The following is a 14,651-nucleotide window of genomic DNA, read 5'->3' as shown; positions in this document are numbered from 1 at the left end:
GGAGTAATTGTGCTAAATTAAATTGATTAATTTAGGAAAATACAGTAAAATATGGAATGTAACAAAAATAATCGTGCGTTAATCGTGCGAAATTCATAGCACGATTGCTATAAAACCCAGTAAAATAGGGAAAATAATCGTGCAATTTATTAACTATATATTTTTTATAACATATGTTATAATACAAACAGGAGGTGAGTATGAAGAAATATATAATTTTAAGTATGATAATTTCTTCAATAGCAGTATCAAAAGATATTGAAGGTAGAGTTAATATAGGTGTAAGTGCAAGCTTTGGAATAGAAGGTTTATCTAGTATTAATATAGATAAAATGGGTACTATACAAATGTTCAAAACAAAGGTAGATGCACCAACTACAAATAATTTACAAAATTTTGTAGATAGTATAGAAAAAATTGATAATAAGGAAAAGAATAATAACAATAATAGTAGCAATAACAATAGTAGTAGTAGTAATAATAATACTACTACATCACAAAAACCTAATAAAAAAGTAGAGCCAAAACAACTTTTAAAAAATTTAATACTAAGAGGTATACAACTAGATTCTACATTATTTGATGGTTATATTAAAATGAATAAAATAGGTACAACTCTAGGTGCGAAAGTTTATGGTAAAACTAGTAGAATAGGTGAAGATATTAATATATACAAGGTAGGAAAAGCTAAGGTATTTTTAAATATAGATAATAATAAGTTTAAGAGCAATAATACATTGTATATAACAGGATATGATAAGAAAAACATAGGACTTGATAAGTATAGAGTAGAAGATAGTGCTGAAGACAAGTTAAATATGCAATTTGATTCAGATGGAGTTATTAGTCCATTTGAAACTAAGGTAAAACCAGAATTGGCATATAGGGTGAGTTTAGGTAAAAGAAAAGAATTCTTACTTGCACCAGGTATTTCAACAAATTTAATTGATAATGATAAACACAGACTAAATTTAACAGCTAATTACTATATCTCAAACTATAAGGCAGATAAATTTGATTTAGATGAAGTTAAATATGATCTACAAGATTTAGCACCAGGTAAACAAGAAGTTGAATATTTCAAAAACTGGGAATTAGGAAGCAGTAGAGATATTAAAAATGGTATACTAGATGGAAAGAATGGTTCAATTAGATCAGTTGGTCACCCAACAGGAGCACTATATGGTGAAAATGTTGTCTCTTATGCAATGAACAAGGCATATGACTACCTTATTCATAATTCAGGTGATGCTGGTAAGAGAATAGGAGAAATAGTAGATAGAATTAGAAATAATAATGGTAAAGCTAGTTTAGATGATATTATCTACTTAGCAGACAAAGAAAGACAAAAAGAATTAATTAGTTTAAAAGATAAGTTTCCTGATATGTACTATAAAAATTTAAATGATGCCCTATTTGAACTAGGTGTAACACCAAGAAATAGAGAAGTATCAAGCTACCATTTAACACAATATATACCAACAAATTCATTAGACTACATACTACTACAACAACAAAACACAAAAGAAGTAAAGGTACAAGATAGAAGTGCAATTACAGAAAGTGAGAATAGTAATAAGTTTGGTGAATTAGAGTATTTATTCCCTCAACAAAATTTAAATGGAGTTGTTGATATAATTTCTAAAAATAAATTTATAAATTCTATAAATGAAGTAACACAAGTACAAAAAGAAATGGATGAAGAATTAGAAAAAATTATAAATTATTATAATGAAAAAGGAATATTGAAATTTATTAATGAGATCCAACCTAAATGGTTTTGGTGGGGTCGTGATGGGGAAATTTATAATGATGCAAAAAAATGTTGGATACTATAAATAATGAAGAGAATAATAAAAAAATAAAAAATGTATTAGATGAAACTAATAAATTTATACAAGAATTGGAAGAAGATGTAAAACAATCTGGTAAATATAATTCCAATGAAAAAAAAGAAATTACGAAATCTGTCGAAGAATTAAAAGAAAGAATTAAAGAAATAGAATCTGGTTTAAAATTTATTCCAAAAGATTTAAGAATTAAAGATATTATATCGAACTTAATCAAGGATATTCCTACATTAATTAACATGGTACAGAATTTTAAAGATCCTAAAACTAGACTTTTAGATCCATTAAATAATATAGTAGGTGTTAAAGGAACCAAAATGGTTAATGATGCAACAGATATCATCTTTGCACCTGAAACTATTCCTAACTTTGATATGCTTCTAGGTCTTAATATAGTTAAGAGTGAACATGATGCTGTTAAGTATGATTATGAAGCTAAGATGTTGAAAAAATTAAATGAACCTGAATATGCTGTTCATAATGGTGGTGTAGGTCAGGGGTTAAATGTTAATCTTAGATATGATAATAAGGTGAAGCCTATTTACCTAAACACTAATGTTGACATGTTACATTACAGTAATATAAATAATCATATGAATAGGGTGGCACTTTCTAATGAACTAGGATATACACCAAATAAATTTGATTTTGTAGCTAAAACAGATTTAGCGTATAAAGATATTAAGATTAATGATTTGGCGTATAGTAAACTTAATGCAGACTTAGATTTGTCATTGAAATTTAAGTTACATTCTCGTAATTCTAAGTGGCTATTAAGACCAGGTATAGAATATGTTGGTAATTATGAATATGTTAATACAAAAAATAGTGTAGAACCTGTTGAAATATTTAAACGTGATAAAAATGGAAATTTAATTGATAAGAAGAATGGTAATTCTGTTGATATTACTAAAGAATCAAGATACAAGTATGGAAAAGATTTGAAAGAAGAATTTCAAACTCAAACAGTTACACATAGTAAAAAATGGTTGAAGCCTACTCATACAATAATACCGAGTGTAGATCTAATATACACACCTACAAAAAATATTGATATATCATATGGAGTTATTGTTCCTGTGAAGTTTATAGGCAAAAATTTTGATGGTATTATGATAAAGAATAAAGTAGGATTAGGAATAAAATTTTAAAAAAAGGCAACTTGCCTTTTTTTTATAGTATTTTTTTGATATAATATACTGAAGGCTGATACAGATACTGAAAAAAGAATTTATTCTTTTAGCGCCAGGGCTAGAGATAGTTGACGAGGACAAAGTTATCGAAATATTCGGCGGATGCTTTGCGGAATGTCTATTCCGATAGGATATTAATTATTCATAGACATCAGTCATTAAGGAGGAATACATATGTGCGGAATAGTAGGATATTTCGGAGACAAAAAAGCAAGTGACATAATTCTTGATGGATTATCAAAATTAGAATACAGGGGTTATGACTCAGCAGGTATCGCTGTAATTAGTGATGGAGAAATTAAATCGAGAAAACACAAAGGTAAATTAAGTGTTTTAGTTGAAAGTTTAAAAAAAGAAGATATATTTGGTCATGTTGGAATAGGTCATACAAGATGGGCAACACATGGTGCACCATCTGATGTAAATTCACATCCACATTTTAATAATGACAAAAGTATAGCTGTTGTACATAATGGGATAATAGAAAATTATCAAGAATTAAAAAAAGAATTAGAAGAAAAAGGTGCAAAATTTGTTTCAAATACAGATACAGAAGTAGTTGCACATCTAATATCATTGTATTATACAGGATCACTAAAAGAAGCTGTGTATAAGGCAACAAAGAGACTAGAAGGTAGTTATGCATTAGGAGTAATTTGTAAGAATAATCCAGAAGAATTAGTTGCTGTTAGAAAATCATCACCATTAATCTTAGGTTTAGGTGAAAATGAGTATTTTATAGCCTCTGATATACCAGCAATATTAAAATACACAAGAGAAGTTGTGTACTTAGAAGATCATGATTTGGTAGTGATAAATAGAAGTGGTGTAAGTATATATGATGAACAAATGAATAAAGTAAAAAGAGAAGTTAATCATGTAGAATGGGATATACAAGCTGCAACTAAGGGTGGATATGATTTCTTTATGGATAAAGAAATACATGAACAAAAAGAAGCAGTGAAAAATACAATAGAAAAAAGTTTATTAAACCTTAGAGAAATTAATATAGATTTTAGTGATATTGATAAGATATATATAGTTGCATGTGGAACTGCATACAACGCAGGTACAATAGGTAAGTATTACTTCCAAGAATACTTGAATAAGGCAGTATATACAGATATTGCATCAGAATTTAGATACAATAAGCAATTTATAGATCAACACACTCTAGTTATACTAGTAAGTCAATCTGGAGAAACTGCAGATACTCTAGCAGTGTTAAGAAAAGTTAAAGAACATGGTTGTAAAGTTCTAGCAGTAACAAATGTAGTTGGTTCTACAATATCAAGAGAAGCAGATAATGTATTCTATACATTTGCAGGTCCAGAAATTGCAGTTGCATCAACTAAAGCGTATACTACACAAATAGTATCACTATACTTAATTGCAAGATATTTCTCTACTACAAAGGAAGAATATGAAGATGTTCTTAAAGAAGCAGTTAAAATATGTCCTTTAATTGATGAAGTATTAGAAAAAGAAAAAGATATCAAAGAAATTGCAAGAAAGTTTATTAACGCTAAGAGTATATTCTATTTAGGTAGATCAATAGACCATGCATTAGCAAATGAAGGAGCATTAAAGCTAAAAGAAATTTCATACATTCATGCAGAAAGTTTTGCAGCTGGTGAATTAAAACATGGGACTATAGCATTAATTGAAAATATGACACCAGTAGTTGCAATAATGACGCAAAAAGACTTGTATGATAAGATGTTATCTAATATACAAGAAGTTAAGGCAAGAGGAGCATATATTGTAGCAGTTACAAATGACAATGAAAAGATAAAGTTTGCAGATGACACAATACAAATACCAGAATTTTGTCAAATGTTAACTCCAATATTAGCAGTAATACCACTACAAATACTTGCATATTACACATCATACCTAAAAGGTTATGATGTAGATAAACCAAGAAATTTAGCTAAGTCAGTTACGGTGGAATAATGAAGTGGGAAGATATATTAAAAGATGAGTACAATAAGGAATATTTTCTAAATTTAAAAAAATTTTTAGAACAAGAATACGGAAAATATACAGTATTTCCTAAAAAATCTGATATATTTAAGTCATTAAAATTAACGGAATATGAGGATACAAGGGTTGTGATATTAGGACAAGATCCATATCATGATGATAATCAAGCAAATGGGCTAGCATTTTCTGTTAATGATGGAATAAAGTTACCACCATCATTAGTGAATATATATAAGGAGATAGAGAGTGAATATCAGTGCAAAGTAAATAGAAGGGGTAATTTAGAGTATTTAGCAAGACAAGGAGTCCTACTATTAAATACGGTATTAACTGTAAGAGCACATAATGCAAATTCGCATAAAGATATGGGCTGGGAAATATTTACTGATAAGATAATTGAAAAATTAAATGAAAGAGAAGATCCAGTGATATTTGTGTTATGGGGTAATAATGCAATAAAAAAAGAAAAGTTGATAAATAAGGAAAGACACTATGTGTTAACTGCAGCACACCCAAGTCCTTTATCAGCATATCGTGGATTTTTTGGCTGTAATCATTTTAAGAAGATAAATGAAATATTAAGATATTTGAATAAGGAAGAAATTAAGTGGACATAGGAAGGTAGAAAAATGTTTGAAAACGTTGAATATACATTATTACAAAAAGGAAAAGATTTTGAATTTAAGTCAATAGAATATGATTCAAGAAAAATTGAAAAAGGTGATATATTTGTTGCTATGAAAGGTTTTAATACTGATGGTAATAACTATGTAGAAAAAGCTATACAAAATGGAGCTGTATGTATATTAACTGATGAGAAAGAACATGATGTAAAAAAATATCCAGATATCACTTTTTACTATATCCCAGATTTAAGAAAGCATTTGGGTGTAATATGTGCTAATTTATACAATCATCCAGAAAAGAAATTAAAGATAATAGGTGTAACAGGGACTAATGGTAAGACAACAAGTACATATATATTAGAAAATGTATTACCTAATAGTTCAAGAATAGGTACTACAAATTACAGAGTTGGTGATAAATATTATGAAGCACATAATACAACACCTGAGTCTATGGATATAATAAAGTTGATGGATGAGAGTGTAAAAAAAGGTATAGAATATTTTCTGATGGAAGTAAGTTCACATGCACTAGCACTAGGACGTGTGGATATGTTGAAGTTTGATGGTGCGATATTTACTAATTTAACACAAGACCATCTAGATTATCACAAAACATTTGAAAACTATTTCAAAGCAAAATGTCATTTAATAGACTTATTAAAAGATAATAGCAAGATAAGCGTCAATGTTGACGATAAGTACATTAAGACTATTAAATCAGATAAGCTTAATACTTTTGGAGTAGAAAATGGAGATATACGTGGTAAGGTAATAAGCTATACAACAAGTGGAATGAATGTAGAGATAAAGGTAAAAAATGAAGTAAAAAGATTCCACACAAAATTAATTGGAGCATATAATCTGTATAACATATTAGGGGTTGTATCTGTTCTTGTTAATTTAGGGATTGATTTTTCATATATAGTAGATAGAATTTCAAAAATGGAACCAGTGGTAGGAAGATTTGAGCTTATAGAAAACAATCTAGGAGCAAGAATAGTTGTAGATTATGCACACACACCAGATGGTTTAGAAAATGTTTTAAAGACACTAAAAGGTATAACTGATGGGAAGATGTATGCGGTATTTGGTGCAGGTGGAGATAGAGATAAAACAAAACGCCCTATAATGGGTAAAATTGCCTGCAAATATGCTGACTATATCCTAATAACCTCAGATAATCCTAGAACAGAAGACCCTATTAGCATTATGAACGACATAGAAAAAGGAATAATAGAGTCAAAATATACCAACTATACTAAAATTGAAAAAAGAGAAGAAGCTATACAAAAGGCAGTATCCTTACTAAAAAGTGGAGATTCTCTAATAATAGCTGGTAAAGGACATGAAACATATCAAATAATTGGTAAAACAACAAGATATTTTTCAGACAAAGAAGAAGTAAAAAAATGTTTAAAATAAAAAGAGGTGATTTTTAGTTGAAAAGAGTAGCAAAAATTTTTATGGTAGCTATGTTATTCATTGTTAGCTTCTCATGTGGAAGTAAGAAAACAAATGAAGTCAATATTTACACTTGGACGTATTTCATTCCTGATGAAATAATACAAGGTTTTGAAAAAGAAACTGGTATAAAGGTCAATATGAGTTATTATGATAATAATGACACGCTATTAACCAAGTTATTTACAGGAAGAACACAATACGATATAATATCCCCATCTACAGATTATGTTGATATTTTAATTAAAAAAGGCTTATTAGAAAAACTTGATAAGAACAAATTAGGGGATACATTTAAAAACTTAGATGCTGATAACCTAAATCTATATGAATATGCTAAGGGTTATGACGATGGGTTAAATTATTCATTACCATATGGTTTTTTTGCGACAGGTATTACAGTAAATACTAAGGTATTAGGTAAAGATTTTAAAAGAGATTTAAGTATTTTTGAAGATGAAAAATACAAGGGTTCAATGACAATGTTAGATGATGGACGTGAGGTTATAGGAATGATACTACAAAATCTAGGGTATCCATCAAATTCTAAAGATGATAAACAATTAGAAGAAGTAAAAAACATTTTATTGAAATACAAGAAGAACTTAGCTAAGTTTGATAGTACAACATTTGGTAAATCATTAGCAACAGGAGAATTTGTTGTTTCACATGGATATCCAGATGTGTTCTATGAAACAAATGAAGAAGAACAAAAAAACTTTATGTATTTCTTACCTAAGGGAGCTATGATGTATATAGACAATATGGCTATACTAAAAGAAGCACCTAATAAAGAAAATGCATATAAGTTCTTAGAATATTTATACAGACCAGAAAATTATGCAAAATATGTTGAACTATTTAGACAAGTACCAGTAATTAAGGGAACAGAAAAATATACTAATGTAAAACCAATTGTTAGTGCTAGTGAAGTAGTTAAAAATGCTAAATTACCATTAAGTCTTGATGAAGAAGCAAAAGAAAAACAAGATAGAATATGGAATGAGGTAAAGTTAGCAAAGTAGATATATGAAAATGAAGCGAAGTGAAAGCTTCATTTTTTTTACATCTATTTTCAAAACAACAGTTATTTATACTTTAACCATAAAAATTCAATAACATTGATAATATAGCCTCTAAAATCTCCTGAAAGAAAAATAAATGTTTAAAAAAGTTAAGAAACTACAAGTGACTAAAAATTAATCTACAAACAAAAGAAAGCGTTGAGTTTTTTATATGTTAACAAAGAAATAAAAAAAGAGTTTAAAAAATGTTGAAAATAAATGGGGGGGTAAAATTTATCAAGGAGATGATATTAATGAAAATATTTTCAAGATTTAAAGCAAGAAAAAGTATAATTACAGCTTTATTAATAAGCTCTTTTTTAAGTAGTAGAATAGGATTTGGTGAAGAAATTAATAAGCCATTATCTGATGAAGAAAAAACTAAAGTAGAAGAAGTTATAAAACAATTAGGAATAGAAAGAGCTAAAACTTTATTTGACTTATTAATCAAAAAAAATAAAACAGATAAAGTAAGAGAAATCATAAAAAAAATAAATGAAGTAGAAGGAACAGATGAAGAAAAAAAAGTAAAAAAGGAAGATATTATTGAAAAAGGAGAGGGGCCATTTAGTAGTAATATATTAAAGAACATTAATGACGATGAAAATAATTCAATTGTTAGAATTTATCGATCAGGCGTGATAGAAATTGGAAAAGGAGCAAGTATGATAAATAATGTTGCTCTTAATAATGATGGTATATTAATAGGTACAGATGCAAAGGTTGATGGATATTTAGGACATCCAGGAAGTATAGCTATAGGTAAAAGTGCATATGCAGAAACATTTTTTGGTGTAAGAGAGCAAATATTAAACTTTAAAAGAACAACATTTAATAAAACTGGATATAACGCTGCATATCCGTATGATATAGATAAAATAGATACTCCTATTGCTATAGGTAGAAATAGTTATGCAAGTTCAGGTAGTGTTGTTTTAGGACAACATACATATACAGGCGAAATTGGTGATATAAATATAGAATCAATGAAAGATGGTGCCAGCAATAGAGTTAAAGGAATAGGAATATATTCTACAGTAGTTGGAACAAACAGTTTTGCTAATGGGACATTATCAACTTTATCGGGAGCTTATTCGATTATGACTTCACAATATGAAGGAGAAGATAATGAAGGTGCTAATTTAGGAAAGGGTGTTGCTAATCATAATCTAAATTTAGGGGCATTAATAAACGGTTCATTAAATAGTATAGAATCTAATGTAGGTGATAATGATGCAAAAATTGATAAATATTCAGGTGTAGCAAATTCTGTTGTTGGTTTTGCAAATAGAGCAAATAATTCTAATGGAACTATGATATTTGGTGCAGGTAACGAAATAACAAATTCTACTGATGAAATAGGTAACTATGATGTATGTGGACAAGATATAGAAAAATATCCTAACTCAGTAAAAGAATTAGCCAAAAATTTAAGAGAACAATATAGTAAGGGTAATGTAGGAGGTTCAACTTTAGTATTTGGTAGTGGAAATAAGGTGGATTATGCAAAATACGCTAATATAACAGGAAGTAAAAATAAGGTAACAGGAACTAAGGATAAAAAATCGGAAAATAATATAGTAAGTGGTAATGATAATGAAATTGTTGAAGCATCAAATAATATAGTTTATGGAACAAAGTATAGAATTAAAAAGAAAAGTTCTCAACCACAAACAAGATCTGCACAAGATACTGGAACACAAACAGAAGATCCAAATGGAAATATATTATTTGGACATAATGATGACTATGTAGAAATAACAGTGAAAAATACTGTTGCAATAGGAGATAATATTAAGCCTAATTTAAACAATTCAGTATATTTAGGAACAAAAAGTGCTGAAGCAAAAGCAAAAAATACATTGTGGAATAATAAAGATATAGAGGAATATAAAACAAAGCACAAAGATTATGCAGGCTTTGATCGTATTGGTGGTATAGTAACAGTAGGTAACGATAAATTAACACGTGTTATACAAAATGTAGCACCAGGATTAATATCAGCTACATCAACAGATGCAATTAATGGTTCACAACTATATAAATATGTTGCTAAGCAATCTATAAATGTAAAAGCAGGAGATAAAATTATAAACGTTAAATTGGGAGATACTTTAGAGTTAAAAGGAAATGGTATTGATATATCAGTAGATGATAAACAACCTCAAACAACACAATCTAATACTACACCACAACCAGCACCTTCTACATCACAAGAACATACAGCAACCTTTGAAGCAAAAGGAAATGTTGGAGGTTCAGATACATTTGGGTATAAGTATAGAGATGATAAAGGTAAAGAAACAGAATTAAAAGAAGGTCCTGATGGTAAGCTATATACTGATGAATTTTTACAAAATAATGAATACAAGAATAATAAATGGGTTAAAAAAGGAACAACAGAAGATAGTATACTTAAAGATAACCGATACGACAAAAACAATGAAAAAGTAATTTTAAGCACAAAATATGGTAAGATAATTACTGATGTAGCTGATGGTATCAAAGCTAAAGATGCAGTAAATGTAAGTCAATTAAATGCTGTTAGAACAAAAGTAGAAAAGAATACTAGTGATATACAACAACTACAAAAAGATGTTAAAGAAGTAGATAAGAAATCAGACCTAGCTTTAGGTGGAGTATCAAATGCAGTAGCAATGGCTAATCTACCACAAGTAATGGGTGATAAGAAGTTTAATTTAGCTGCATCTTATGGATATTATGGTGGTTCTCATGCAATTGCTGTTGGATTTAGTGGAACAAATGACAAACAAAACTTTATCTACAAACTAAGTGGATCAGTAAATAATAAGGGAAATCTTGCCTTTGGTATTGGAGCTGGAGTAATGCTTGGAGAAGTTAATAATAAGGATAAGAAGATTGAGGACTTAACTAAAGAAAACAAAGAAATTAAAGAAAATTTGAGAAATCAAAGTGCTGAAATACAAGAGTTAAAAGAAATTGTAAGAAGATTAATGAGAAAATGAGGCTGTAAAGCTTCATTTTTTTAAAAATTTCTTGTATAATGTAAAAAAAGGAGGTATTTTTATTTTAAAAAACAAAATATACAGAATATTTTTACTATCAGATGTTTTTTCTATAATGGGGAGGACATTATTTGATATAGCGTTTTTGATATATGCTTCTAAATTTGAAAATGCTAAACTTGCAGTGAGTATTGTATCCATAATTACAACATTACCCTATGCAATAGATTTTATATTAGGCTATATGGCTGATAAAGAAGACAAAAAGGTAAGTAGACTTATACATAATAAAGTGTTGCAAACAATCCTATTTCTAGCATTTTCGATAATAGTATTCTTTAAGCCTAGCTGGTACGTGTTTTTTGCCATAGTCTTAATTAATGTAGTAGCTGATATATTTGGAGGATATAATTCATATTTATCATTATCTATATATTACAAGATAGTTGAAGAAAAAGATCTAGAAAAGGCTTTTGCTTTTAATAATTCCATATCTACAACAGTTTCATTGGTTTCTAAGTTTATGGGAGTTATGATTATTGAAGTTATAGCATACAATTATTCTGTATTTGGGATAATAAATTCCTCTTTGTATTTTGTAAGTTTTTTACTAATGTATATTAATAGAAGTAGACTTAAAAGTGTAAAGTTTAATATAGAAAAGAAAGAAAAAATAACAGCTAAAAGATTTTTAAAAGATACTATAGAAAATTTAAAGATTATAAGATCAAATAAAAAGATATATAGATTTGTACTGCTATTTGCAATACTTAATCTATATTCTTCAGGAATGTATGCAATCTTTTTATTAGTAATTTTAGATACTCCTAACTTATTAGTAGGTAATTATGCTAATACATTAACTGTTACACAAGCTCTAGAAACAATTTTTATGATAGTAGCAGGTGTATATATTATACCGATTTATAGGAAGGTTGATATAGTTAGGATGACATTTATTGAAATAATATTTTTCATACTTTATGTATTAAATATACTATTTTTACAAAATGTATATGCCCTATTAATACTAGTTAGTATCTCTGGTTATTTAGCAGGTGTATCTAATCCTAAATTAACAACATTCCTATTAAAAGAAGTGCCTGAAGATAAACAAACATCAATATTTAGTATATATGGAACTATAGTAACATTAACTGTACCTTTAGGTACGATAATATTTACATTTTTATCTAATGTAATAGGAAATATGTTTACAATATCTATACTTCTAGCAGTATTAGTATTTTCTCTTTTATACACTTACACTTTCATTTTGAATGAAAAACAAAAATATTCTCCCAAAATCTGAGAGAATATTTTTTTTTAAAATTGTATAACTTCAAAATATTTAGAATTTAAGAAATCTAGGGGCATAATAATATTGCTTTTAGGTAGACCTAAAACATCAACATTTGTAGTATCTTTAAAGATTCTGTATACAAAGTGTGAGCAATATGTAAGTCCTAAATCCATATCTAAAGGTATTAGAGGGAAATATTTTTTAAATAGGTAGTTGTCATATATATCAGTTAACATCTTACTTCTAATATCATCGTTAATATATTTGTATCTTAATAGTACAAATTCTTTTTTCTGATTATTTAAAAAGTAAAATGGAAATTCTCTTAGACCTATTTTCATACTAGGATAGTCCACTATCTTATTACCCTCTACCACTATCATACAGTGACCCCATCTTGAAACAAAAGTAGCATTACTTGGTTTGTAGAGTATAATATCACCAACTTTTGCTATATTTGAAATTTTTTCTATATTATCAGTAGAATGCCAATCAATAGAAAATGAAAAAATTGAGAGTAAAAATACTAATAAATATTTTTTCATACAATCACCTATTTTAAAAATCTATCTGCAAGTAATAGGGAAATTTTCTTTTCGCCTATAATAAAGTCTATTGTTAGACTCTTATCATCAATCTTTTTTATAGTCCCACGACCATAAGCTAAATGATTTACAGTTTGTCCCACTTTAAATGTTGAAAAAGCAGTCTCTACTGTTTGTTTCTTATTCCTTACAGGATTAAAGTTTTCTATTATATTTTCTGATACATTTTCTGTATTTTTCTTAGCATTTACATGTTCTATATATTTTTTGTCCATATCATAGTAGAAATGAGAAACAGATTTAAAGTTTTCTGTTAAACCATTAAATGTTCTATTTTTACAATAACTTAAGTATAGTTCTTTTTTTGCACGTGTAATTGCAACGTAACAAAGTCTTCTTTCTTCTTCAAGACTACTAATATCATTGAGGTTAGAATTAGTAGGGAATAAATTAGATTCAAAACCAGCTAAAAAGACTGTGTTAAACTCAAGACCTTTTGAGCTGTGTATAGTCATAAGTTTTACTATATTATCTTCGTTAATACTATCTGTTGTACTAGATAATGATGTAAAAGTTAAATATTCATCTAGTGTAAGATTTTCGTCAACTTTTTGTGCTTCTTTTATTGAATTTAACAATTCATATACATTAGCTCTTTTTTCATCAGGATTATCAAGTGTAGCAACATATTCTAAATAGTGAGTTTTTTCAATAATTTCTTGCATTAAGCCACTTAACATTATATTATCTTTTTTATCGTATAAGTCACTCATTAAGTTGTAAAAATCTTTTACTTTACTTGTATTATCATATTGCATAGCATCTAATAGACTGATACCGTTATCCCTTGCAAAAGATATTATTTTTTCTTGTGTCTTACTTCCAATTTTTCTTTTTGGGTTTGAAATACAACGTTCAAAACTAACAATATCCTCAGGGTTATTTAAAAACATAAGGTACGATAAAAGGTCTTTTACTTCTTTTCTTTGATAGAATGATAATCCTCCATATACCTTACAATTTATACCATTTCTATTTAGTTCTTGTTCTAATACACGTGATTGAGCATTCATTCTGTAAAGGATTGTGAAATTACCATATTTTTCCTTTGATTCCTTTATTATTTCACAAATATGTCTTGCTTCATCATAGGGGTCTGTTGCTTCATAAAGATTAGGTAATTTACCAGTATCATTTTTTGTCCATAAAGCCTTACCAAGTGATGATGTATTTTTAGAGATAACAGAATTTGCAAGATTTAATATGTTAGATGTAGATCTATAGTTTTGTTCTAATTTTACTATCAATGCATTTGGGTAATCTTTTTTGAAATTTAATATGTTATTTATATCAGCACCACGGAATGCATAAATACTCTGATCTTCATCACCTACGACACATAGATTTTTGTATTTTTTAGCTAATTTTGTCACGATTTGATATTGTATATTGTTTGTATCTTGGTATTCATCAACCAATATATATTTAAACTTATTTTGTATTTTTTCTAAGACAGTATTGTCATCTAGTAAGGCTTTACAATTTAATAGTATATCTGTAAAATCCATACAGTTGTTTTTTATCAATGTTTCTTGATATTGTTTTAGGACTTCATAGAATTCTCTATTGTCCT

Annotated in this window: 10 protein-coding genes; 8 read left to right on the top strand and 2 right to left on the bottom strand. The window is 28.0% G+C overall.

What is annotated here, in order from left to right; translation table 11 throughout:
• Nucleotides 1–200 precede the first annotated feature (200 nt).
• From IMK15_RS04930 to IMK15_RS04895, 8 genes are all read left to right on the top strand, one after another.
• Nucleotides 201–1,838 (top strand): hypothetical protein, encoded by a 1,638-nt coding sequence (locus IMK15_RS04930; protein WP_192942103.1) that lies wholly within the window; start codon nt 201–203, stop codon nt 1,836–1,838.
• Complete coding sequence (locus IMK15_RS04925) at nt 1,823–3,001, top strand: hypothetical protein (RefSeq protein WP_192942102.1); 1,179 nt, start codon at nt 1,823–1,825, stop codon at nt 2,999–3,001. The genes IMK15_RS04930 and IMK15_RS04925 overlap by 16 nt, the downstream gene beginning before the upstream one ends.
• A 216-nt stretch (nt 3,002–3,217) precedes the next feature.
• Nucleotides 3,218–4,999: a glutamine--fructose-6-phosphate transaminase (isomerizing) gene (gene glmS, locus IMK15_RS04920; RefSeq protein ID WP_192942101.1), complete on the top strand. Its 1,782-nt coding sequence runs from the start codon at nt 3,218–3,220 to the stop codon at nt 4,997–4,999.
• Complete coding sequence (locus tag IMK15_RS04915; protein ID WP_192942100.1) at nt 4,999–5,646, top strand: uracil-DNA glycosylase; 648 nt, start codon at nt 4,999–5,001, stop codon at nt 5,644–5,646. The genes glmS and IMK15_RS04915 overlap by 1 nt, the downstream gene beginning before the upstream one ends.
• Before the next feature lie 12 nt (nt 5,647–5,658).
• Nucleotides 5,659–7,080, top strand: coding sequence for a UDP-N-acetylmuramoyl-L-alanyl-D-glutamate--2,6-diaminopimelate ligase (locus IMK15_RS04910; RefSeq protein WP_192942099.1), 1,422 nt, complete (start codon nt 5,659–5,661; stop codon nt 7,078–7,080).
• Nucleotides 7,081–7,097: 17 nt separating this feature from the next.
• Complete coding sequence (locus IMK15_RS04905; RefSeq protein WP_226869213.1) at nt 7,098–8,144, top strand: extracellular solute-binding protein; 1,047 nt, start codon at nt 7,098–7,100, stop codon at nt 8,142–8,144.
• Between the two features lie 293 nt (nt 8,145–8,437).
• Nucleotides 8,438–11,170, top strand: a complete 2,733-nt coding sequence (locus IMK15_RS04900) for a YadA family autotransporter adhesin (protein ID WP_192942098.1) — start codon at nt 8,438–8,440, stop codon at nt 11,168–11,170.
• Nucleotides 11,171–11,201: 31 nt separating this feature from the next.
• Nucleotides 11,202–12,482, top strand: coding sequence for an MFS transporter (locus IMK15_RS04895; RefSeq protein ID WP_226869212.1), 1,281 nt, complete (start codon nt 11,202–11,204; stop codon nt 12,480–12,482).
• 14 nt (nt 12,483–12,496) lie between these two features.
• On the opposite strand, the gene IMK15_RS04890 is transcribed toward IMK15_RS04895, so the two are convergent.
• Together IMK15_RS04890 and IMK15_RS04885 are read right to left on the bottom strand one after the other, a co-directional pair.
• Nucleotides 12,497–13,018 carry a hypothetical protein gene (locus IMK15_RS04890; RefSeq protein WP_046328447.1) on the bottom strand — a complete coding sequence of 174 codons (522 nt, stop codon included), beginning with the start codon at nt 13,016–13,018 and terminating at the stop codon, nt 12,497–12,499.
• Between the two features lie 8 nt (nt 13,019–13,026).
• The coding region (locus tag IMK15_RS04885; protein ID WP_192942096.1) for an ATP-dependent helicase at nt 13,027–14,651 on the bottom strand (1,625 nt) is incomplete at its 5' end.

It is taken from the genome of Sneathia sp. DSM 16631 (assembly GCF_014892235.1).
Taxonomy (GTDB): Bacteria; Fusobacteriota; Fusobacteriia; order Fusobacteriales; family Leptotrichiaceae; genus Sneathia; species Sneathia vaginalis.
This window is presented reverse-complemented; position numbering and strand designations above follow the sequence as displayed.

Excerpts from the sequence above, each read along its gene's own strand:
- IMK15_RS04930 (WP_192942103.1), top strand. The coding sequence starts at position 201 with ATGAAGAAATATATAATTTTAAGTATGATAATTTCTTCAATAGCAGTA.
- IMK15_RS04925 (WP_192942102.1), top strand. The coding sequence starts at position 1,823 with ATGTTGGATACTATAAATAATGAAGAGAATAATAAAAAAATAAAAAAT.
- IMK15_RS04890 (WP_046328447.1), bottom strand. The coding sequence starts at position 13,018 with ATGAAAAAATATTTATTAGTATTTTTACTCTCAATTTTTTCATTTTCT.
- glmS (WP_192942101.1), top strand. The coding sequence starts at position 3,218 with ATGTGCGGAATAGTAGGATATTTCGGAGACAAAAAAGCAAGTGACATA.
- IMK15_RS04910 (WP_192942099.1), top strand. The coding sequence starts at position 5,659 with ATGTTTGAAAACGTTGAATATACATTATTACAAAAAGGAAAAGATTTT.
- IMK15_RS04915 (WP_192942100.1), top strand. The coding sequence starts at position 4,999 with ATGAAGTGGGAAGATATATTAAAAGATGAGTACAATAAGGAATATTTT.
- IMK15_RS04900 (WP_192942098.1), top strand. The coding sequence starts at position 8,438 with ATGAAAATATTTTCAAGATTTAAAGCAAGAAAAAGTATAATTACAGCT.